Raw genomic sequence first — 21,605 nt, forward strand, 5'->3', positions numbered from 1 at the left:
CAACCATATCAACAAAATCCATATGCAGAGCCACAAAACCAAGAACAACCATATCAACAAAATCCATATGCAGCACCACAAAACCAAGAACAACCATATCAACAAAATCCATATGCAGCACCACAAAACCCATACACAACTCAACCACAACAACCGCAATACCAACAACAAATGTATCAACCAAACTACGACGCACGTGTCTCACCACCTAAACCACCAACAATAGATCCAACGCAGCCACAAATTTTACCGCCAGGACCAACATTAGACATTACACAACCACAAATCTTACCACCTGGACCAATTACTGAACCAACACAACAACAAATTCAACAAGTTGTCGGTACACAGTTTTTACCTTTCAAGAAACCCGTACTAGATTTCGTAAAACCATGGGTAGATTACGGTTTAAATGAAGCAAAACATACATCACACGAACACGCATTAACAGAAGTTGCTGCGATTATGTTTTTAGTTGGTAAAGGCTTCAATCCGACGATTGCTCATTATATCGTAGAATCTTGGGAGAAGAATGAACAGTTTTAGGGTTGTTTATTTTATGTTCAGAAAAACTATAAAAGCGTCGCAAATGCCTGTTATACAAGCATTTGCGACGCTTTTTATTTGTTATATTATATTCTACTTCAAAAGGGTATTTCATATTTTTTCACATGTTTTTATATTATTTGTGAGCAAAATGTGAGCAAATAATAACCTTTTAATTAAACTGTATTAGATCCCCTTGATAAATAAACATTCCCCTTCCATTTGTTGAACTTGTGTTCTAAATATATCCTCTTAATTCATCAAGTTTTAAAGTGCGCTAAAAACGTTGATTTATCAAACTTTTATAAAAATGATATTTCATAGTGATTCATCACTTTTTTTATTTTGTGGGTAAATTGCGGGTGGGGTTGTGGGTGCCCCCACAAAATATAAAACTAAATGAATTAGGCCTGTTTTATTTTTCCATCTGTTCTTTCCTATATCAAAGGCATTAGGTGACTGGGAAACTTGGAAAGGTATGGGCTACACTGTTACCCATTTAGATAAAGCTTTACCTGCTATGTGGGATGCGTTATCAGATTCTTTTAAGAAAGATGTGATAAATGGAGATGCAGAAATCCGCGCAAGGTGCTAAATTCTCTCAAGGTATCTCAAAAGCTGGACAAATATTGAGCAAAGGCGATAATTTGGCTTTCTCAGGTGGTAATGAAATAATTGGTAGAGGAATTCAAAGAGGTTCTACGACAATTGAGGAAATGACCAATGCTAAAATTATTTTAAAGAAAGATGCAAATGGAAAATTTATTTTAACTGGCTATCCAAATTAATAAATAGGAGGATAAATATGTTATTAAAACACAATCCAGAAGATGAAATTTATCAATTCCTAGCAGGAAACTTTCATCAAGATTCTTTCTATGAAGAGGTAATTCAAGAACTAATAGAAGAGGAATACAAAGAATATATACAAGATGCTATTATTTTCTTAACTAAATTTATTCAAAGTGATTACAGTAAGGAAGAAAAAAATAGATATATAAAAGAAGCTGCAGATGGAATATATTTTGAGGGATTAAAAGTAACACCTTTAGAATGGTTAGAACACACCGTTGATTTATTAAAAAAAGGATAAAAAATACAATGTATGAAAAATGTTAACAAATCAGAATATGAAATGTCTGTAAACTTAAAAAATGTTAAGTTAATTGAAGAGAAAAAAACTATATAGGGATTTACACTAGATAGCGATTATTAATTACAACAAATAAAAGCAGAACCTGATGAGAGTTCTGCTTTTATAATTTTCATTTTGCATACACATAAGCAGGATTAGCAGTTACATAGTATGCTTTGCTTTTACTGTTGTGAACTTTGTATTGATACGAACCATTCACAATTACTTTTAAGACCTTTTCTTTCTAGGGCCTACAATTAATTTAATCGCTGTTCTTTCTTCATTATTGATAGAAATCTCTTGAAACGCTGGAACAAAAGCTAAGTCAATACCACTTGGAGCGACGAACCCTCTTGCAATCGCAATTGCTTTAATCGCTTGATTTATAGCTCCAGCCCCAATCGCTTGAATTTCCACATTACCACTTGTTCTTAGTACACCCGCTATTGCACCCGCGACTGAATTTGGGCTTGATTTTGAAGATACCTTTAATATATTTTCCATGTAAGTTGCTCCTTCTATTATTTAATCTCTCTTTCGTTACAATTTTAAATATTTTAGCGTATCTTTAATTACTATTCACACCAAAAACAAACGATGCTTCATATGTACATTTATTCTATATTTTCTGACTTCTTCCTGCCCAGCTACACAAATAAATAAAAAAATAAACTAAATAATCTAATATACATACGATTAAATATCATAACTTCACCAAACGATAACATCCAAACAGCAAAAGATAATATTGCTGTTTGTCAGACGAAATTAATATAGTAAAGTGAAACTTTACTCAGTGGGGGTTTTGTTCATCCCCCAACTAACTTCTTTGCTTTCACTGAATTTTGAGATGGGGGTCTTACTGCCCGGAAAATAGCGGGATAAACGTTTCCTCGTTACTTTAATCCATTTAGAAATCCCATTCATTTTTCTATCAAATTATGAACCTTATCATCTTCAAAAAGTGTTACAGGTAATACCCCAATACTATATTTCATCATTTGAGCACTTTCTATTCTAAATCTATCTCCTTTTATAGTACAAGCATACACGCCAATTGTGATTCATTTTCATAAACTATTATGTGTTTTACATTTATTAAGAATAGGAGGTAATATATTGGGTTCATACTATCATTCTTCAAACTCGTATAAAAAATGCTCATGTAAATCTTCTTCCAGTTCAAATAAAAAATGTTCATGTGACCATTCAAATAAACGAAGCTGTCCTGCATACGGAACTTTTTGGCAAACTGAATTTATAACTGTTCCTTTTGGAAACCCTTTTCCATTTAATCACGTTGGACCTTTAGCTGGAGGCGTTTCCTTACTAAACCCTACTACTATACAATTTAGACAAGCTGGTGATTATAGAGTTTCGTTCATTTCCAGTATTAATACTACTTTAAATCCTGTATTTCCACATATCCCAGTCATAACTATATTTTTAAATAACAATCCACTTGCTAATAGTCAAGGTGACTTCGCTATTCAAATGAATACTTCATCAAATAACGAATGTCTTCAACTCGTTGGCGAAACGATTGTTACAGTGCCAGCTAATTCAACTCTTCAACTTAGAAATAATAGTGGCTTTAATCGTCAAAGTATTGTAACTTGTGACAATGGTATAAATTCAGTTGAATTAACAGTTACAAAACTAAGTTAATATTATTTCTTCACATTCAGATGCTATTTCAGCATCTTTTTTTATTGAATAACAGTTTTCTTCGACTTTTATTATCTCTCATCACGCAAAAAAGTGCAGAATTCTTTCTAACACAAGATTTCTGCACTTTTATATTATGCTTATTTATTCTTCCTTATTTCTCTACATAAACCGACTTAACAATCGTACGATTATATGGTTTTCCTTCTTTATTCATCCCTTTTATATCCATCGTAACGTTATATACTCCCGGTTGTTTTATATCTTTCAAAGCACCTGTAAATGTATTCGTATTAACATTTTGTAATTCATTAAATTCAGAGACTAACTTACCTTCTTTATTAACGACTCTTACTGTTATGGAAAGATCCCCTTTCATTTCAGGTGCCACTGGTGATTTTTTCAGTTTATACTCAGGTTTATTTACTTTAACCTTTGTAGGCATTTGAAGAACAAATGGCGCGTCATTCTTGTAATCGCTTACAACTAAATATGCATCTTTCGACTGCTTCGCCATCATTTTGATTTTCCATTCGCCTACTTCCAATTTATCAAACTTGAATGTTCTAATTGTCGCCCCATTAAAGAAAGATTCGCCTTCACCAGTAGTTATAGCGCTATCTTTGTTTGCATAGATTTTTCCTTTTGGAGATACCATTTGTACTTCTACATCAGAAGAAGCAGTTAGTACAGAAACTATTCCTTCAGCCTTTTTATCAACAGAAATACTTTGCTCTATCCACTGATTTTGTGGTAATTCGCCTCCTAAAATATTTTGATTTGAAGTTGTATTTAATTGTTCTAGATTTTCATTTGAACTAGTGCTGGATGCTACTAAAGCTGGTAACCCCACATTTGTCGTACGTAAATATGGTTCAATTCGTGCAAAAACAGCTGATCCTTTTCTTATATTGTCATGATCAAATCTTGAATCTGTAAATAAATGTGTACCGTACGATAGCTTCGCACTCCATTCATTTACTAGTCCATCATTTGAACCGTACGACGATAAATATAACCCGCCCATAGATAATGCAGAAAATGTTGGCCCCCAGCTAGTCCCAGTAGCCGTATAGTAACGGTTTAATTTAGCTGCTGGGTTGTTATCTATTGTTGAACGAAACTTTGCCATTTCACCTATTTGTAACGAATACGTACCATCATCTTTTTGACCTAATATAGAAGCAAGCCACCCTGCCCACCAACTATATGATAAATCTGCTAAATTTGAGCCGTGATGCGGTGTAGCAAGTGTAATAACATTTCCAACAAATCGATTCGCACCATATTCAACTAATGCGGCTTGTGTATCAATACCACCTTTACTATGCGCTACAATATTAACTTTTTTACCGAAATGATTATATATTTCTTCAAGTTTTTGTGCTAACAATTTTCCGTTATCCCACTGACTAGCCGAACCTTTCCCAGCAGCATCATACAATTGTATAAACACTGTTTGATAGCCTGCTTTTAAAGCATAATCATACATATCATTTATATCATGATATACTGTCTTTCCATACCAACTATCAGCATTACCATTTCTTCCTTGTACAAAGAGAATTGGCGGTTTATTCTCATCATAATTAGCAGGTTTTTGGCCTAAAAACCATTCTCCAGGTGTGAATACTTCTGTATCAGGAAACCCCTTTCCAAGCTCTTTTACAACTTCTGCCTGTACATTTGTGCTAATCGTTGGAGCCATGATAAAAAATACAATTAGTAAGACCACAAATCTTCTCATCAGTCGCATATTACTCCCCCTATTTTTTTGAAAGAAGGTGTTCTTTATAATATTTTATATTTTCCCTTCCTTAATAATAGCTAATCTTTTATTTTAAAAAGATGTTAGCCCTATTTTTAGAAGGTTACTAGTTGTATACCCTCTTCCTTAACTCTCGTTATTCTCTTTGTTTCTACCTCTTCCTTTTGATAGAATACGACAAAAAAATTTCTCAATAATTGTTAACTTCGCTACACCCAGATATTTTTTTAATCATTATTGTTTATATAAAGCATACAAATCTTGAAAAAATTTTAGTAAAAAAACATTTTATTACTAGTTAGTTATTTAAAAATATAATAAAGATATGTACTTTCTTTTCATTAAATACAAACTAATCTTAAAGGAGCTTATATTATAAGACTTTCCTACGATTAAAATTTAAACTGAAATTTCCGAATAGATAGTTATATTTCCAGAAACATATATTATGATAATTTTCGTGCACTTGAATTAACTTTTTAGAAGTACTAACCTATCGGTGAGCAGAAGAAAATTCTGTAAAAAGAAAGGAGAATACTTTATGATGACCAAATTACAAAAGGAGTTTTTTAAACGCTTAAAAATTCCTGCAAAAGAAATAACATTTGATGATTTAGATGAAATTCTCTTAAAAATGGGAATGATTCTCCCCTATGAAAATCTTGATATTATGGCTGGTACTATTAAAAATATCTCAAAAGATAACTTAATAGAAAAGTTACTTATTCAAAAACGAGGTGGACTTTGTTATGAATTAAACTCCTTATTGTATTATTTCTTAATTGATTGTGGGTTTCAAGTATACAAAGTAGCTGGTACTGTTTATGACCTGTACGATAATAAATGGAAACCCGATGATGGTCATGTCATTATCATATTAATTCATGAGGATAAAGATTATGTTGTGGATGCAGGTTTTGCATCTCATCTCCCTTTACATCCAGTACCTTTTAACGGAGAAGTCATATCCTCTCAAACAGGAGAATATCGAATTCGTAAGCGAAATACTCGAAAAGGTACGCATATTTTAGAAATGAGAAAAGGAGCTAACGGAGAATCTACAAGTTTCTTACAATCTGAGCCTTCAACTGAATGGAAAATAGGCTATGCTTTCACTGTAGATCCAATAGATGAGAAAAAAGTGAATAACATTCAAAAAGTGATTGTAGAGCATAAAGAATCTCCTTTTAATAAAGGGGCTATCACTTGTAAATTAACTACTTATGGTCACATATCATTAACAAATAAAAATTATACAGAAACCTTTAAAGGCACTAAAAATAAACGACCAATAGAATCTAAAGATTATGCTCGCATTCTTCGTGAATCTTTTGGAATAACGCAAGAGAAATATGTAGGAAAAACACTAGAAAGAGGTTAGTTGACTACAAGTATTTCATAATAAAGCAGATTCTATATTTAGAATCTGCTTTATTTTATATTTTGTTATAAATTAATTTAATTTTGTTGTTACCCTTTAATTTTCAATTATATATTCATCATCATATTTATCGTATTGTAACCCTTTCCCTATCTTTGATTCTGTAACTTGATCTCTTAAAAACGGTGCAGCATCCATTTTGCTAGTTGCAATTTCAATTCCATATTTTTTCGTTAAATGAGCTAACTCTATTAAAAACCACTCTCTTCGCAATGTAACTGGAATATCCAATGTTTTTCTTTTCATATATAATAGCACCTCTTTTATTTTCATAGCTTAAAAATATCACTGGATGTACTTATTAAAACTACCTTTCACCGCTAACATCCAATGAAACATTATAGTATATGCATGTCCATTTCAAACGTGCTATCACAAATATGACATTTAAGTTTACATAATTATATTATGTAATAGTAGAAAAGGAAGGCATGTCCCTTCCCCTTCTACTATAGAGATTTAAATTAAGAACATCTTGGTACACCTAAAGCTAAAAATAAACCTGCTACTCCCGCAGTAATCGGTACTTTTAACGTAATAACATCGTCTACCTTCGTTACTAAAAAGTAAGCATTACCTTCTTGTAATATACAAGTTACCAACAATTGAAATTCCATTCAAATCTCCTCCTTTCAATCGATATACTATAATTTATGAAATATCTTTCAAAAAGTAATAGGAAATATATCTATTTTTCCCTATATATAAAATAATCGTTTATAAGTCTAGTAAAAATATTAATTTTCTAAATTTATATAAAACGTGTAATATCCAATAAGTTCCTATATAATCAATAAGAAAAATCTTACAAATGCAGGTATGAAAATGGCGATTTTGAGTAATATTGGTGCAGCTTTATTTTCTATTGCTTTTATTCTTTTAATCTTATGTATCATTTCATTCTTTAAGAAAAATGGAAAAGCAAAACAATATGGACGTCCTACCGTTATTCTTTTTATGATTTCTATTATATTAATAACGACCGGTACAACAAAATCGGAACACCTCGTCGTCGAGTTTTTTTCCACTTTAAGTTTCATTCTATTTATATTCTTCCTTGTTATAGCAATCTTATCTGTAATTAAGAAAACAGGTGTAGCGAAAAAACAATTTATTATTACAGCCTTATTATTTGTCATTTTTGTTGCGCTATCAGGTATTTCAGCTCCTTCTTCTGAAAAAACGACAGCAACTAGTACAAAAGTGGCATCTAACAATGAAGAACAAAAAGATAGTGAACAGAAAAAAGAGCTAGAAAAGAAAGAGGCGGACGAAAAAACTCAAAAGCAAGAAGATGAGAAGCGTCAAGCCGAGGAACAAGCTCGTAAGCAAGAAGATGAAAAACGTCAGGCTGAGGAACAAGCTCGTAAACAACAAGAAGAACAAAAACGTCTAGCTGATGAACAGGCTCGTAAGCAACAAGAAGAACAAAAACGACAAGCCGAGGAACAAGCTCGTAAACAACAAGAAGAACAAAAACGTCAGGCTGACGAACAGGCTCGTAAACAACAAGAAGAGCAAAAAGCACAGCAAACTCAAACACAACCCGCTTCAGGAAATACTAGTAGTGCATACTACAAAAATTGTGCTGCAGTTAGAGCAGCTGGGAAAGCCCCTTTACATAAAGGGCAACCAGGTTATAGCTCTCATCTTGATCGTGATGGCGATGGAATTGCATGTGAAAAATAGCAATAAAAAATATTACCACTTATTACTTTCCCCCTTATTTTAATAACATTCTTCTTATTATTCTCAAAAACGACACAGAATAAGTGATTTCAATCACTACATAGATGTTAATTTATCGCTATTCTTAATTTAGTTATTACATTCAAACTTTATGGAGGCGTTCATATGAAACATGCATTTACTGAAACTTCTATTGTCGGTGAGATCGTTACACAATTCCCGAAAGCTAGTGATCTTTTTAAATCATATAGAATAGACTTTTGTTGTGGTGGCAATAAACCACTTATTGATGCAATTCATGAAAGAAATTTATCAGCAACAGAAGTACTTACAGAATTAAATACACTTTATAATAATACGAAACGATTAAATGAATCTGAAATTGATTGGAAAAATGCTTCTTATCGTGAATTGATTGATTATGTTATAAATAAGCATCATCGCTATTTAAATGAAGAATTACCACAGTTAAGTCCGTATGTGACGAAAGTATTACGCGTCCACGGAGCAAGTCAGCCTCACTTAGCTCAAATTCATAAGCTATTTCACGAATTAAAGATGGAATTAGAACAACATTTAATTAAAGAAGAAACAGAAGATTTTCCATTAATTTTAGAATTTGAACAAAATCCAATTGAAGAAAACTATGTGAATTTACGTAAAGTAGTAGATAAGTTGGAAAATGAACATAACCACGCAGGCAACATTATTAAAGAGCTTCGTAAAGTTACAAATGACTTTACTCCTCCAGAAGGAGCTTGCGGCACTTATCGACTTGTTTACCAACGCCTTGAAGCACTAGAGTCTGATTTATTTGAGCATATTCATTTAGAAAATAACATTTTATTTCCACGTGCAATTACGAGAGTATAAATCAAGTGCAGGACATGAGTATACATACTTATGTCCTGTTTTTTCATTTGGTAAAGAATATACACATCCCTCTCGAATAAATCCGAATTTTAACAATTTGTGAATCATTATAAAAATGTGATAAATATCACATCTCCCCTTTTTTGGATTTTCTATAATAGAAATATAATCCTTTGTTCAACATTTCACAGAAAAAGGGGAAACGAAAATGAAAAAACGTTTAGTTATGATCGGAAATGGTATGGCTGGAATACGCTGTATGGAAGAAATATTAAAACATAATAGTGATTCATATGAGATTACTATTTTGGGAGATGAACCGCATCCAAACTACAATCGCATTATGCTCTCTCACGTTTTACAAGGCAAAACAAATATGCAAGATATCATTATGAATGAATACAGTTGGTATGAAGAAAACGAAATAACTTTATATACAAACGAAAGAGTTCAAATTATTAACCGAGAAGCAAAAATCATTATCACAGAAAAAAATCGTACTCTTACATATGACAAACTCATTATCGCAACAGGTTCTAGTGCTTTTATTTTACCTGTTGAAGGTTCTACTCTTCCTGGTGTAACAGGATTTCGAACAATTGAAGATACACAATTTATGATAGACACCGCTAAAGAAAAGAAAAAGGCCGTTGTTATTGGTGGTGGGTTACTTGGTTTAGAAGCCGCAAGAGGTCTTATTGACTTAGGGATGGACGTACATGTTGTTCATTTAATGCCAAACTTAATGGAGCAGCAACTAGATACGAAAGCAGCTTCTCTATTACGCGAAGATTTGGAAGCGCAAGGCATGAAATTTCTAATGGAAAAGAAAACTGCAAAAATTCTTGGTACAGACCATGTTGAGGGCATTCAATTTGAAGATGGTGAAGTTGTAGATTGTGATTTAGTCGTAATGGCTGTCGGAATACGCCCAAATACGCAAATAGCAAAAGATGCTGGTTTAATTGTAAATCGCGGTATTGTAGTCAATGACTATATGCTAACAAATGATGAGTCCATTTATGCAGTTGGAGAATGTGCAGAGCATGACGGTATCGCATATGGACTTGTTGCTCCTCTTTATGAACAAGGTGCGATATTAGCAAAACATATAACAAATTTACAAACTGATGGATATTCGGGCAGTATTGTCGGTACGCAATTAAAAGTTGCAGGTTGTGATTTATTCTCTGCTGGTCAAATTTATGAAGATGCTCAAACGAAAGCAATATCAATCTTTGATGAATGTAAACGTTCCTATAAAAAAGTATTAATTCGTGACAATAAAGTCATCGGTATCGTTTTATATGGTGACACAGCTGACGGAACACGCCTCTTTAGCATGTTAAAGAAAGAAGAAGATATACAAGAATATACAGCCGCTTCTCTTCTTCACAAAGCTGGTGAAGAAAGTGAACTTAACGTTGCTACTATGAGTGCTGATGACACGATTTGCGGATGTAATGGTGTTACGAAAGGTACAATCGTTCACGCCATTTTAGAACAAGAGTTAACGACTTTTGAAGAAGTTAAAGGCTGTACGAAAGCCGCAGGGTCTTGTGGTAAATGTCGTCCGCTTGTGGAACAAGTTTTATCTCATACACTTGGAGATGCTTTTGATGCCTCAGCGCAATCTGCCGGTATGTGTGGATGTACACCTTTATCCCGTGATGAAGTCGTAGCGGCCATTCACGAGAAAGGCTTAAAATCTCCAAAAGAAGTACGAAATGTTCTTGGTTTTGCACATGAAGACGGCTGTTCGAAATGCCGCCCTGCTTTAAACTACTATTTACGTATGGCGATTCCAGAAGAATATGAAGATGATAAATCGTCCCGTTTCGTTAATGAAAGAATGAATGGTAACATCCAGCACGATGGTACATTCTCTGTTATTCCACGTATGTACGGAGGCGTTACAACAGCAGACGATTTAATGAAAATTGCTGAAGTTGCGAAGAAGTATGATGTTCCACTTGTGAAAATTACCGGTGCAAGCCGAATTGGCTTATACGGTGTCAAGAAACAAGATTTACCTAACGTATGGGCTGACTTAAATATGACTTCTGGATATGCGTATTCAAAATCTCTGCGTAATGTAAAATCATGTGTTGGCTCTCGTTTTTGCCGTTTCGGTACGAAAGATTCATTAGGACTTGGTATGTTGCTTGAACAATCATTAGAAATGGTAGATACACCTCATAAAATGAAAATGGGTGTAACTGGTTGTCCGCGTAACTGTGCGGAAGTACTGACGAAAGATTTTGGCGTTGTTTGTGTCGAAAATGGATATCAACTTTATATTGGCGGAAATGGTGGTACAGAAGTACGTGAAGCTGATTTTGTAATGATTGTCCCTACTGAAGATGATGTCCTTCGCATCGCTACAGCTTACATGCAATATTATCGTGAAACTGGTATTTACGGAGAGCGTACTGCCTACTGGACAGAACGTTTAGGCTTCGATCACATAAAAGAAATACTGCAAGATGCAAATATGGTTACTACGTTAAATGAACGTTTCCAAAAAGCTCGTGGCACATATAAAGAAGCATGGGGACAAGCACTAGAAACGAAATCATTAAAAGCGATGTATGAAGTAGAAACTGTGAAATAAGGAGCTGTGACCTATATGATACAAACGAAAGAAAAAATAAAAGTTATGCGTGCAGAAGACCTTCCTATTCAAATCGGTAAAGAGGTGCAAATGAAAGGTATGTCTTTCGCCCTATTCCGCCTTTCAAATGGCGATATTCGAGCTGTAGAAAATCGTTGTCCTCATAAAAACGGGCCATTAGCGGAAGGTATTGTATCTGGAGAATTCGTCTTTTGTCCACTACATGATTGGAAAATTTCACTACTAACAGGTGAAGTTCAAAAACCTGATGACGGTTGTATTCAAACGTATGAAGTAGAAGTTATTGACGGAGATATTTATATATACATGTAATTTACAAAAGGAAGCCTCCCCTGGCTTCCTTTTAAATAAAAATAGACGAGGTGCGAATATGAACGGATATGTATATTTAGTTGGTGCAGGACCAGGTGATGAAGGGCTTATTACAAAAAAAGCGATAGAGTGCTTAAATCGTGCAGATATCGTCTTATATGACCGCTTATTAAACCCTTCCTTTCTTAATTATACAAAAGAAACATGTGAACTTATTTATTGCGGAAAAATGCCAAAGAATCATACTATGCGTCAAGAAATGATTAACTCACACCTCCTTCAATTTGCGAAAGAAGGAAAAATCGTAGTCCGCTTAAAAGGCGGAGATCCATCTATTTTTGGCCGTGTTGGTGAAGAAGCAGAAACTTTAGCATCAGCAAATATTCCATATGAAATTGTACCAGGTATTACATCTAGCATCGCCGCTAGTATCTATGCAGGTATTCCCCTCACCCACCGTGACTACAGTAATAGTGTCACTTTATTAACCGGACATGCAAAAGGTCCTTTAAGCGATCATGGAAAATATAATTCATCTTACAATAGCGACACGATTGCCTACTACATGGGTATAAAAAACTTACCTACAATTTGTGAAAACTTACTACAAGCAGGAAAAAAAGAAGATACGCCAGTAGCAGTCATTGAATGGGGTACAACTGGTAAACAGCGCGTTGTCACAGGGACACTGTCTACCATTGTTTCTATTGTCAAAAACGAAAATATTTCTAATCCTTCTATGACAATTGTTGGTGATGTCGTTTCCTTACGTAATCAAATCTCTTGGAAAGAACGCAAGCCATTGCACAGCAAGAAAGTTTTATTTGCATCTGCAACAAATAAAAAAAGCGCAATAAAGCAAATGTTACAAGAGTCCGGTGCAGAAATATATCAAATTCCAACTTTCAAAAAGAAAGAATACACATTAACCTCTGAACAAATCAATAAGATTTTTAACGTTGATCGTCTTGTATTTTGTTCCGCTGACAGTGTAGACATCTTAATGCAATCATGCAGTAAATATCATAAAGATATTCGTTCCTTACAGGCAGAACTTCAGTATATGAACCTTTCTATTCAAGAAAAGCTCATGCAATATGGATTGTTCAGTAAACCTGCGCAATTTTCTTCGAATTCAACGATTTATTTAGGACGAAACATTAACCGAATTGCTGTTATTCAAGAAAAAATTGGTGCTGGTTCCTATATGATGACTCATGAGTACACAATTGATCATCGCTTCGATGAAATTCATTCACGTATTCTTTCTGAATTCTCATGGGATAGCATTGTATTTGAAGGTCGTGCTTCTATTGATACGTTTCTAGCAGAAATAAAACGCCTTGGCTTTATCAATATTCTTACTCTCCCATTCTCGTATACCGACGTTCCAACTTTACACTATGCAAATAAAGTTGGGTTTCATAACGTAGATCATCAATTACAAGAAACTCTTATGAAGAAAGACATGGTGAGACAATGAAAGGAATTGTATATGTTGGACATGGGAGCCGGCTACAAGAAGGTAATGAACAATTCATTCAATTTATTCAATCTGTTATGAAAGAGCGAAACGAAAGAATTCAAAAAATAGCTTTTCTAGAACTAACGACACCTACTATTTCGGATGCAGTTACAGAAACGATAATAGAGGGAGTAACTGAAATAATGATTGTACCTGTTTTATTATTTGCAGCAGCTCACTATAAACGTGATATTCCTTTTGAAATAGAGCAACTACAAAAGAAATATCCACAAATAACATTTTCAGTTGTACCTCCTTTTAGTACACATCCACATATGGTGGAACTTGTAGTGAAAAGAATACGTGAAGCTATGTCAATGCAAAATAGTAGTATTTTACTCGTAGGACGAGGCAGTAGTGATCCACAACCGATACATGAATTACAACAAATCAGAGCAGCTGTCGAACGAAAACTTGGTATGCCAGTATCCTGTTCCTTTTTAACGAAAGGAACTCCCTCTTTTGCTGCTGAGCTCAAGGCTATAACATCGACTGCGTCCCATGTATATGTCATGCCGTACCTTCTCTTTACCGGATTATTACTTCAAAAAATTAAATTGCATACAAAAAAATATGATCACGTTACGACTTGTAACTGTCTTCAGTTTGATACATACATGAAGTTAACATTATTAGAACGAATGGAGGAATGCATATATGTATAACATGTACCCTCTTATGTTTAATCTACAAAATAAAGTGGTCGTTATCATTGGTGGAGGTAAAATTGCATATCGAAAAGCGTCTGGATTAAAAAATACAGGTGCTTTCGTCACTGTTGTCAGCCCAGAAATTTGCGAGGAAATGAAGGAACTTTCTTATATTACTTGGAAGCAAAAAACTTTTAGTAATGATGATATTAAAGATGCTCATCTTATTTATGCAGCTACAAATCAACATGCTGTAAATATGATGGTCAAACAGGCCGCTCATGATTTCCAGTGGGTTAACGTTGTAAGTGGTAGTACAGCATCATCTTTTCACACACCTGGTGTCATTCGAAATGATGAATATGTTGTCACTATTTCAACTTCCGGTAAGGACCCATCGTTTACGAAGCGCATGAAGCAAGAATTAACATCTATACTTCCTAAACTTATAAAAAAACTTTCTCATACTCGCAAATTGTAATCTATCACTCAGCTAAAATAGTAATTAACTTTGAACAAACGTTTTTAGAGGCGTTTGTTCTTTTTGCTTTAGTTTCGTTTTTTAGGCTCAGACAAGCAATTGGACAAGAATCTGTGAAGAAAAATAACGACAACAATTACGGACATAAAAAACAGTTGCTTGAGAGCAACTGCTTCAATACAGGTTTTATATTGGATATTCATTCAACCAAATTAGCGCTTGTTCATAATCATCAAAAAATCTCACAGATTCTTTCGTATTAGATTGTTGTAAATAATCCATTATCTCCCCCTCTTCAAGGAGAAATGCAATTGCCTTACTGTGATTCAAAATGGTTTCATTGAAAAACTTCTCTTTCCATACTTTTTGAACAGAAAAATGATTTGGCGTGTATCCTTTTCTATCCACCAACAATTTGTATTTCCGCCCTTCGGAAATGAATTGCTGACAAACCTGCTCGAAACCATTAAACCATTCATACACATCATCTGTTTTTATATTACCAACTAGATGGGTAACAATTATATCTCCTGAAACTGTTGTGCTGATATTCTGTTTACTCAACTTGGAATCATCCCCCTTATTTACAATAATACGGAAAAACTACATGGAATCAATAAAGATAAAATTCTTACTTGACGCTCCCCCATCACTATCAACCTAAGCTCATGTAACGTCAATTATAAGCAAGATTATGTCTTTTTTCGCAAATCTATATGTAGATGCTTTAAAGATTTACATACGAAATAACCCCTAATGAGTTTCCTTTTTTTGAATTAAGCCACTTGATTATCAGACATAGTACAATTGTAAACGACACTCAATATATTTAAGACTGTTTTCTTCTCATATCGATGGGATTTCCGTCCATCATTTACCGCCTCAAATCTATTCGTTTTTGCACGTACATTCAAAACAAAATATATGACAAATAAATAACGACAGTTACTGTAATAATGCTGAAAAGTGTTGAAAATAAAACGATTTGTGCATGTAATTCAGGTTCTATTTGATACTCCATAGCAATGGTTGATGTATTTCTTGAAGTAGGAAAAGAACTTGCAATAAATAATGATTGTGCAACAATACCATCCATGTTTAGTAGATATATCATAGCAAGTGCTAATAATGGTCCCATCAGTAACCTTCCAATTAAAGCCCATGTTATGACTCGATGGAAAAAATTAAGCTTAATGTTGGATAATTGTGCCCCTAGCAATATGAGTGCTATTGCAACAAAACCATTCGCAAGCTGATTAAGAGGAATAAAGATAGAATTAGGTATTTGAATTGTAAAAGATTGAAAGAAAACCCCTAATACGAGTGCATGAAATACAGGCAGTCTTAGAAATGATTGAATAATACCTCCGATTGTTTTTGTTGCTGATAGTAAGTTATATATCCCATATGAATAAGTTAAAAGATTCTGGAAAATAACAATAAAAATTTGAATGGAAACCCCCACTGGATTGTGACTGAAAATCAATTGACTTACTGGTAACCCATAATTACCGGAATTCATTAACGAAATGCTATTTTTTAGAGCTGCACTTTCTCCTTTTTCTAACTTTAATATTTTTGAAATGAAATGACTTACTATGATCAGACTCAGACTATAAAGCATTAAATAGTATATTATCTGGAGCAACAAACCTGTTTCTATACGAATATCATATATATTCACAAATACAGCCGCTGGCATCAAGCAATAAGTAATAAGTGTAGATAGCTGCTTTAAGTTAAATTGAAACTTTCTTTGTAAGATTGCACCAATTAGCATCAATATTAATATTGGTAATATCACGTCTAATATAATAAAAACAAACATGTAAAACCTCATTCCAAATATATTATAGTTGGATTAAACTCTTTACTAAATATGGACCACATTTAATTCATCGGAAAACACCCTCAGTTCTTAATAATCAGAAAACTGAAATCAATAATATGAAAATGCTCATCAAAAATTCTTATTTCATTTCCCTCCCCTCTCTTTTCTTTAACATATCAAATATAACTCATAAAGAAAATTATGGATTGTTTATACAAATTCATAATTTTATCTTATCAACCTAAACGGTATTTTTTATTTTAAGTATTCTTTTTCACAATATCCATTAGCCTTACCAAAAAATCTGGCCCTAGAAAAATCTGATACTGCAGTTACTATGCGAAGAATACTTACATCAATTCCATACTTGTCGCTTAAAACACCTAACATACCTGATACTTGTTTATCTTGAGTGGACTTATATTTTTTTCATCTAAACATCCCGATTCAATTAAATATTTGCATTCTAAAAATGAGTTCGATCTTTAGAATAGATTTAAGATTTCCTTCACTAATCTACCCTTTAATTGAATAACTTTTGACTTCTATATTTTAAAATAAAATTCCATAAACCTTCTGTTTTTCATTTTAAAAACACATTCTTTTAGAAAACGAGCGTTTGTTGAGATAGCAATAAAAACATGTTGAAGCCTATTACAAAAAGAACCATCCCAAAATACTTTGGGACAGTTCTTTTTCCTTATTAATGATTCTTTAACATCACTAACAATTTCTCTTGGCTATACATCCATACTGTAATGATTAAACAAGCAAGTGCGACTTCTGATAACGCCATAAATCCAATTGCATAATGACCTGTTAATTGGAATAGTAACGTTAAAATTAGCGGTGGGAAGAATCCTCCTAGTCCACCTAAAGCTGATACGAGACCATTTACAATACCAGCTTGTTCTGAGAAATACATTGGAACGAGTTTAAAGATTGTACCATTACCTATACCTGCACAAAATGCGACTAGTAGGCAACCAAATGTATACACGTTCATGCTAGGCATAAATGATAAAATAATACCTGAAAGTGTTAAACCGATAAATACAAAGATTAATATTTTAAATGGATTAAACTTATCACCGAGCCAACCACCAATTGGGCGCATAATTGTTGCGAGTACGATGAATCCAGCTGTCCGCATACCTGCATCTACTTTCTCTAATCCGAAGTGAGATACTAAAAAGTTTGGTAAGTATACGGTAAATGCGACAAATGATCCGAATGTTAAAAAGTAAAAGATACATAAAAACCAAAGTTTTTCATTTTTATATACACCTTTTATTTGTTCCATTAATGGTGTATTCACCTTTTTCTCTTTACGATCGCCTAATAAAAAATTCATAAGTGCAAATGCTGCAAGTAAAACCAAATAACATTGTACTGTCGCTCTCCAGCCGACTGAAGTTGCGATAACAGGCGCTAAAAATGAAGTAATGGCTGTTCCGGCATTACCTACACCGTAAATACCATTTACAAAACCGTGACTCTCTTTCGGAAAGTATTTTGGTAAAGAAGTTACCCCTACAGAGAATACAGCACCACCGATTCCGACAAATAATCCACCAATAATTAAATCCATCATAGAATTGGCAACACTAATATAAAAGACAGGAAATAATAATAAAATAAAACTAATAAAGAATAATTTTCTTGCTCCGAAACGATTTGTCCAATAACCAATTGGAATGCGAAGAACAGAACCTAAAATAACAGGTACTGCTGTTACTATAGAAATTTGTCCCGCAGTTAATGGGATATCCACTTTAATATAGGGCATTAATGATGATAAAATAACCCACACCATAAAACCGATAATTAGATTAGAAGTTTGTAAACTTAATTGAAAATTAGGACTTTTCATCCTGTTCCCTCCTATGTATACGTAGTTATATTCATTCCCTCCAGCCTAATCACGTTCTTACATGATTAGGCTGAAAAGAATCAACCACCACTTACTGGCGGAATCATTGCTACGATATCGCCAGTTTGAATGATGTCATCCTCATTTGCGTATTCTTCATTTATCGCGACCATAATCTCGTTTAAAATTTCTACATTATATTCCTTAATCAGAACTTCCTTCAGCTTCGCAACTGTAATATTTTCACAATCTATGTGTAATGCTGGCTTACTTACTTCTTCTTGTAAATGTGCAAATAATAGTACTTCAATCATATACTCATCCCCTTTCCAGGCTCACCATTTGCATATGTTACCTTCTCTAACTGATCACCTATCCATGACTCACCATCTTCCCAAAACTCTTTCTTCCAAATTGGAACAATTTGTTTAATACGCTCCATAATATATTCGTTTGCCTCATATGCAGCTTTCCGGTGTGGTGTAGAAACAGCGACAACAACAGCAAGATCAGAAATTTGTAATGTACCAATACGATGTGTAATAGCGACATATGTCCCCGGCCACTTCTCTCCTACTTCAGTGCCAATTCTCTCAAGTTGTTTCTCCACCATTGTCTTATAAGCTACATACTCTAAACAAAGTGTACGTCGACCTTTCGTAAATTCTCTAACAGTACCAATAAAAGTAGTAACCGCACCACACTCACGACGAATTACTTTGTTTGTAACTTCTTCAATTGAAATAGGTGTATCAATTACTTCATAATACGTATGTGTCATCTTGCACCTCTGATCCTTATATAAGTTAGCAATCTCTTTTTCTATTACTTGTATGATCGAAGCGGCTCTTCCCACGGCCACTCACTTCCGACGTTCGATTCTAATAACAGTACCGAAACGGTTATTCCTGTTTCAAATCCTCTTGTTCCTCCCGGCAGAACGATAAATGCATTCGCTTCTGCAATTGAAAAAATTACGCTAGATTTATCTAAACCGACTGGTGTAACTTGCAATTGCCCATCTACAAATTCTACTCTCCCTCTTACAAAACGAGTAAACGGATTTGCTTTCGAAATGTCTTTCTGTAAAATTGCCTCTGCACGATATATGTGCGAATCTTTCCTATGCAAGTATGTTCCAATGACAGGTCGAACATACAATTCACATCCGACATAACAAGCAGAAGGATTACCAGATAGACCAAATAATAGTTTTCCCTCTAACTCAGCTACAGTTGTCACACTTCCTGGTCGCATCGCTATTTTGTTAAAAAGTACATTAGCTTGTAATCTCTCATAAATAGCCGGTAAATAATCATAGTCTCCTACTGAAACGCCACCAGTTGTAATTAATATATCAACTTCTTTTATCGCTTTTTTTACAGTGTTATAACACGTCTCAAAATTGTCAGCGAATTGCCCATAATACTGTACAATTCCACCTGCTCGTTCAATTTGAGCAGCTACCATATAAGAGTTACTATTTCGAATCTTCCCTGGCTTTAATTGTTCATGTACTTCGAGCAGTTCACTTCCTGTCGTTACAATTCCAATGACTGGCTGTTTTACAACATATACCGTACTATAACCAAACGTAGCAAGAAGTACTGCAACTCCAGGATTAATAACAGTCCCTTTTTTCACCAGAATGCTATTTTGTTTTACATCTTCTCCTTTAAAAGAAATGTTATCCCCAGCAACAAAGGAGCGTTTCAATTTCATATAAGTCTTTTCGTTTTCTTCAAATCCTTCCGTTAGCTCTAACATAACTACTGCATTACACCCCGCAGGAATTGCCGCACCTGTCATAATACGGACAGCTTGAAATGCTTTCACATCTTCTGTAAAAACAAAACCTGCTCCAATTTCACCAATCACTTCAAACAGAATGGGATTACTGCTACTTGCTTCTTTTGTATCTTCTGCTCGAATCGCAAATCCGTCGTATGGAGAACGATTGAAATGCGGGACATCATGATCTGCAATAACATCTTCTCCAAGTGTTCTACCGTAGCTTTCTATAAGAGAAACCTTTTCTATTTCACCTTGGTAAGCATATTCCATTACACGTGCAACTGCTTCTGCCACTGGAATTGGTATACGTTTTTCTAACATTCTTTTTCACCTCGTTTTAATAAGGGGCAACTCTCTTTCTGTTCATCCTATATATTTTGCGTATAATCGTTTTGCTATTTTCACATCATTTGTTCCATGAATAAATGCCCTACCGTCTGTAAATAAAACGAAACGATATTCATCAATTAGAAATGATAGTAAGTAAGGCGTTTTTTGGACAAGTACACTTTTTTGTAATCGTTTTTGAACTTCCTCTAAATGAAGAATACGTTTTATCCCTGAACGGATTTGAACCGTATTCCGTCCGCATAGCACTTCCATTTTCATCTGTGCTTCAAATGTTAAACTTGGGTACGTGCGTGTATTTCCACAAGATGGACATGTATTTTTCTTCTGTCTATTTACTTTTAATGAGAGATATTGATTGTTCCAAATATCAAATGATAACATTGTTCCTCTTAGCGCCTCGAAATCATCCACCAATATTTTCATCGCCTCTGTTACTTGATGAGTAACGACCATTTGTACAGCTGGTTGAATGATTCCTGCTGTATCGCATGTTGCACCGCCCATAGGATGATCCATTAAGCAGCGAAAACATGGTGTTTTCCCTGGAAGAATTGTATACGTTACACCGTAACTTCCAATACATCCACCGTATATCCAAGGTATATTTTCTTTTTGTGAAATGTCATTTATAAGTAGGCGCGTATCAAAATTGTCAGTCGCATCTAATATGAGATCCACTTCTTTTGTTAACTCTTTTATTTCTTGCAGTGTGACATCCGATACAACTGATACAATTTCCACTTCAGAATTAATCTTTCTTAAATGCTCTGCCGCTGCAATTGCTTTCGGTTTGCACTGCTGTGCATCTTCTTCTGTATATAACTGTTGCCGTTGTAAATTACTCCATTCGACGTAGTCACGGTCAGCAATTGTCAATTTCCCAATTCCCATTCTAACAAGAGCTTCTGCATTTGCAGCTCCTAGTGCACCCGCACCGATTAGGAGCACATGCTTTTCTCTTATTTTTCTTTGTCCCATTTCACCAATTCTAGAAAACAATACTTGTCTTGCATAACGCTCTTGCATAAGAACT

General features: G+C 34.2%; 22 protein-coding genes and 3 pseudogenes. 13 read left to right on the forward strand and 12 right to left on the reverse strand.

What is annotated here, in order from left to right:
- From DN400_RS30015 to DN400_RS23830, 4 genes and pseudogenes are all read left to right on the forward strand, one after another.
- Positions 1-546 (forward strand): annotated as a pseudogene (locus tag DN400_RS30015) (hypothetical protein); the annotation flags it as partial.
- Positions 547-991: 445 nt separating this feature from the next.
- Positions 992-1,214, forward strand: a pseudogene (locus DN400_RS30175) (WXG100 family type VII secretion target); the annotation flags it as partial.
- Positions 1,194-1,334, forward strand: a complete 141-nt coding sequence (locus DN400_RS30180; protein WP_234410008.1) for an RNase A-like domain-containing protein — start codon at positions 1,194-1,196, stop codon at positions 1,332-1,334. The pseudogene DN400_RS30175 and the gene DN400_RS30180, both read left to right, overlap by 21 nt.
- A gap of 17 nt (positions 1,335-1,351) precedes the next feature.
- Positions 1,352-1,639, forward strand: coding sequence for a contact-dependent growth inhibition system immunity protein (locus tag DN400_RS23830; RefSeq protein ID WP_071730058.1), 288 nt, complete (start codon positions 1,352-1,354; stop codon positions 1,637-1,639).
- 172 nt (positions 1,640-1,811) lie between these two features.
- Here DN400_RS23830 and DN400_RS30030 read toward each other — a convergent pair.
- Positions 1,812-1,913 (reverse strand): annotated as a pseudogene (locus tag DN400_RS30030) (N-acetylmuramoyl-L-alanine amidase); the annotation flags it as partial.
- Positions 1,910-2,185 carry a stage V sporulation protein S gene (locus tag DN400_RS23840; RefSeq protein ID WP_000427801.1) on the reverse strand — a complete coding sequence of 92 codons (276 nt, stop codon included), beginning with the start codon at positions 2,183-2,185 and terminating at the stop codon, positions 1,910-1,912. The pseudogene DN400_RS30030 and the gene DN400_RS23840, both read right to left, overlap by 4 nt.
- 615 nt (positions 2,186-2,800) lie before the next feature.
- Between DN400_RS23840 and DN400_RS23845 the strand changes: the two genes are divergently transcribed.
- Positions 2,801-3,349 carry a hypothetical protein gene (locus DN400_RS23845; RefSeq protein ID WP_000536160.1) on the forward strand — a complete coding sequence of 183 codons (549 nt, stop codon included), beginning with the start codon at positions 2,801-2,803 and terminating at the stop codon, positions 3,347-3,349.
- 154 nt (positions 3,350-3,503) lie between these two features.
- Here the strand turns inward: DN400_RS23845 and DN400_RS23850 are convergent, their stop codons facing one another.
- Complete coding sequence (locus DN400_RS23850) at positions 3,504-5,105, reverse strand: esterase/lipase family protein (RefSeq protein ID WP_001238730.1); 1,602 nt, start codon at positions 5,103-5,105, stop codon at positions 3,504-3,506.
- 553 nt (positions 5,106-5,658) lie between these two features.
- Here DN400_RS23850 and DN400_RS23855 point away from each other — a divergent pair.
- Positions 5,659-6,498: an arylamine N-acetyltransferase family protein gene (locus tag DN400_RS23855; RefSeq protein ID WP_016512942.1), complete on the forward strand. Its 840-nt coding sequence runs from the start codon at positions 5,659-5,661 to the stop codon at positions 6,496-6,498.
- A gap of 96 nt (positions 6,499-6,594) precedes the next feature.
- Here the strand turns inward: DN400_RS23855 and DN400_RS23860 are convergent, their stop codons facing one another.
- Positions 6,595-6,804, reverse strand: coding sequence for a hypothetical protein (locus tag DN400_RS23860; protein WP_000824207.1), 210 nt, complete (start codon positions 6,802-6,804; stop codon positions 6,595-6,597).
- A 218-nt stretch (positions 6,805-7,022) separates the two neighbouring features.
- Positions 7,023-7,175, reverse strand: coding sequence for an exosporium protein ExsG (gene exsG / locus DN400_RS23865; RefSeq protein WP_000395679.1), 153 nt, complete (start codon positions 7,173-7,175; stop codon positions 7,023-7,025).
- Positions 7,176-7,383: 208 nt separating this feature from the next.
- On the opposite strand from exsG, the gene DN400_RS23870 reads away from it, so the two are divergent.
- The 7 genes from DN400_RS23870 (at position 7,384) to DN400_RS23900 (ending at position 14,723) form a co-directional block, all read left to right on the forward strand.
- Positions 7,384-8,247 carry an excalibur calcium-binding domain-containing protein gene (locus DN400_RS23870; protein ID WP_147801967.1) on the forward strand — a complete coding sequence of 288 codons (864 nt, stop codon included), beginning with the start codon at positions 7,384-7,386 and terminating at the stop codon, positions 8,245-8,247.
- 165 nt (positions 8,248-8,412) lie between these two features.
- On the forward strand, positions 8,413-9,120 hold the full coding sequence (gene ric, locus DN400_RS23875; protein ID WP_000679631.1) for an iron-sulfur cluster repair di-iron protein: 708 nt from the start codon (positions 8,413-8,415) through the stop codon (positions 9,118-9,120).
- Positions 9,121-9,328: 208 nt separating this feature from the next.
- Positions 9,329-11,734, forward strand: coding sequence for an NADPH-nitrite reductase large subunit (gene nirB, locus DN400_RS23880; RefSeq protein ID WP_147801968.1), 2,406 nt, complete (start codon positions 9,329-9,331; stop codon positions 11,732-11,734).
- A 15-nt stretch (positions 11,735-11,749) separates the two neighbouring features.
- Positions 11,750-12,067 carry a nitrite reductase small subunit NirD gene (nirD, locus tag DN400_RS23885; RefSeq protein ID WP_000616683.1) on the forward strand — a complete coding sequence of 106 codons (318 nt, stop codon included), beginning with the start codon at positions 11,750-11,752 and terminating at the stop codon, positions 12,065-12,067.
- Positions 12,068-12,125: 58 nt separating this feature from the next.
- Positions 12,126-13,550 carry a uroporphyrin-III C-methyltransferase gene (locus tag DN400_RS23890; RefSeq protein WP_001014975.1) on the forward strand — a complete coding sequence of 475 codons (1,425 nt, stop codon included), beginning with the start codon at positions 12,126-12,128 and terminating at the stop codon, positions 13,548-13,550.
- Positions 13,547-14,257: a sirohydrochlorin chelatase gene (locus tag DN400_RS23895; protein WP_000676477.1), complete on the forward strand. Its 711-nt coding sequence runs from the start codon at positions 13,547-13,549 to the stop codon at positions 14,255-14,257. Before DN400_RS23890 ends, DN400_RS23895 begins: the two co-directional genes overlap by 4 nt.
- Positions 14,250-14,723, forward strand: a complete 474-nt coding sequence (locus tag DN400_RS23900; RefSeq protein ID WP_000282601.1) for a precorrin-2 dehydrogenase — start codon at positions 14,250-14,252, stop codon at positions 14,721-14,723. The genes DN400_RS23895 and DN400_RS23900 overlap by 8 nt, the downstream gene beginning before the upstream one ends.
- Positions 14,724-14,909: 186 nt before the next feature.
- On the opposite strand, the gene DN400_RS23905 is transcribed toward DN400_RS23900, so the two are convergent.
- The 7 genes from DN400_RS23905 to DN400_RS23935 all read right to left on the reverse strand — a co-directional run bounded on the left by DN400_RS23905 (position 14,910) and on the right by DN400_RS23935 (position 21,598).
- Positions 14,910-15,317, reverse strand: coding sequence for an STAS/SEC14 domain-containing protein (locus tag DN400_RS23905; RefSeq protein ID WP_232292659.1), 408 nt, complete (start codon positions 15,315-15,317; stop codon positions 14,910-14,912).
- A 316-nt stretch (positions 15,318-15,633) separates the two neighbouring features.
- Positions 15,634-16,551: an AEC family transporter gene (locus DN400_RS23910; protein WP_000497496.1), complete on the reverse strand. Its 918-nt coding sequence runs from the start codon at positions 16,549-16,551 to the stop codon at positions 15,634-15,636.
- A 706-nt stretch (positions 16,552-17,257) separates the two neighbouring features.
- The gene (narK, locus tag DN400_RS23915) at positions 17,258-18,427 is read right to left on the reverse strand and encodes a nitrate transporter NarK (protein ID WP_063547131.1); all 1,170 of its coding nucleotides are present in this window, start codon (positions 18,425-18,427) and stop codon (positions 17,258-17,260) included.
- A gap of 80 nt (positions 18,428-18,507) precedes the next feature.
- A complete protein-coding gene (moaD, locus tag DN400_RS23920) occupies positions 18,508-18,741 on the reverse strand; it encodes a molybdopterin converting factor subunit 1 (RefSeq protein WP_063547130.1) in 234 nt (77 codons plus the stop codon).
- The gene (locus tag DN400_RS23925; RefSeq protein WP_147801969.1) at positions 18,738-19,208 is read right to left on the reverse strand and encodes a molybdenum cofactor biosynthesis protein MoaE; all 471 of its coding nucleotides are present in this window, start codon (positions 19,206-19,208) and stop codon (positions 18,738-18,740) included. The genes moaD and DN400_RS23925 overlap by 4 nt, the downstream gene beginning before the upstream one ends.
- Before the next feature lie 44 nt (positions 19,209-19,252).
- Complete coding sequence (locus DN400_RS23930) at positions 19,253-20,542, reverse strand: molybdopterin molybdotransferase MoeA (protein ID WP_147801970.1); 1,290 nt, start codon at positions 20,540-20,542, stop codon at positions 19,253-19,255.
- Between the two features lie 42 nt (positions 20,543-20,584).
- Positions 20,585-21,598, reverse strand: coding sequence for a molybdopterin-synthase adenylyltransferase MoeB (locus DN400_RS23935; protein WP_147801971.1), 1,014 nt, complete (start codon positions 21,596-21,598; stop codon positions 20,585-20,587).
- Positions 21,599-21,605 lie beyond the last annotated feature (7 nt).

Source organism: Bacillus sp. AR8-1 (assembly GCF_008042345.1).
Classification (GTDB): domain Bacteria; phylum Bacillota; class Bacilli; order Bacillales; family Bacillaceae_G; genus Bacillus_A; species Bacillus_A cereus.

Coding starts and splice junctions, on each gene's coding strand:
- DN400_RS23830 (WP_071730058.1), top strand. CDS start 1,352: ATGTTATTAAAACACAATCCAGAAGATGAAATTTATCAATTCCTAGCA.
- DN400_RS23840 (WP_000427801.1), bottom strand. CDS start 2,185: ATGGAAAATATATTAAAGGTATCTTCAAAATCAAGCCCAAATTCAGTC.
- DN400_RS23850 (WP_001238730.1), bottom strand. CDS start 5,105: ATGCGACTGATGAGAAGATTTGTGGTCTTACTAATTGTATTTTTTATC.
- DN400_RS23855 (WP_016512942.1), top strand. CDS start 5,659: ATGATGACCAAATTACAAAAGGAGTTTTTTAAACGCTTAAAAATTCCT.
- DN400_RS23860 (WP_000824207.1), bottom strand. CDS start 6,804: ATGAAAAGAAAAACATTGGATATTCCAGTTACATTGCGAAGAGAGTGG.
- exsG (WP_000395679.1), bottom strand. CDS start 7,175: ATGGAATTTCAATTGTTGGTAACTTGTATATTACAAGAAGGTAATGCT.
- DN400_RS23870 (WP_147801967.1), top strand. CDS start 7,384: ATGGCGATTTTGAGTAATATTGGTGCAGCTTTATTTTCTATTGCTTTT.
- ric (WP_000679631.1), top strand. CDS start 8,413: ATGAAACATGCATTTACTGAAACTTCTATTGTCGGTGAGATCGTTACA.
- nirB (WP_147801968.1), top strand. CDS start 9,329: ATGAAAAAACGTTTAGTTATGATCGGAAATGGTATGGCTGGAATACGC.
- nirD (WP_000616683.1), top strand. CDS start 11,750: ATGATACAAACGAAAGAAAAAATAAAAGTTATGCGTGCAGAAGACCTT.
- DN400_RS23890 (WP_001014975.1), top strand. CDS start 12,126: ATGAACGGATATGTATATTTAGTTGGTGCAGGACCAGGTGATGAAGGG.
- DN400_RS23895 (WP_000676477.1), top strand. CDS start 13,547: ATGAAAGGAATTGTATATGTTGGACATGGGAGCCGGCTACAAGAAGGT.
- DN400_RS23900 (WP_000282601.1), top strand. CDS start 14,250: ATGTATAACATGTACCCTCTTATGTTTAATCTACAAAATAAAGTGGTC.
- DN400_RS23910 (WP_000497496.1), bottom strand. CDS start 16,551: ATGTTTGTTTTTATTATATTAGACGTGATATTACCAATATTAATATTG.
- narK (WP_063547131.1), bottom strand. CDS start 18,427: ATGAAAAGTCCTAATTTTCAATTAAGTTTACAAACTTCTAATCTAATT.
- moaD (WP_063547130.1), bottom strand. CDS start 18,741: ATGATTGAAGTACTATTATTTGCACATTTACAAGAAGAAGTAAGTAAG.
- DN400_RS23925 (WP_147801969.1), bottom strand. CDS start 19,208: ATGACACATACGTATTATGAAGTAATTGATACACCTATTTCAATTGAA.
- DN400_RS23930 (WP_147801970.1), bottom strand. CDS start 20,542: ATGTTAGAAAAACGTATACCAATTCCAGTGGCAGAAGCAGTTGCACGT.
- DN400_RS23935 (WP_147801971.1), bottom strand. CDS start 21,598: ATGCAAGAGCGTTATGCAAGACAAGTATTGTTTTCTAGAATTGGTGAA.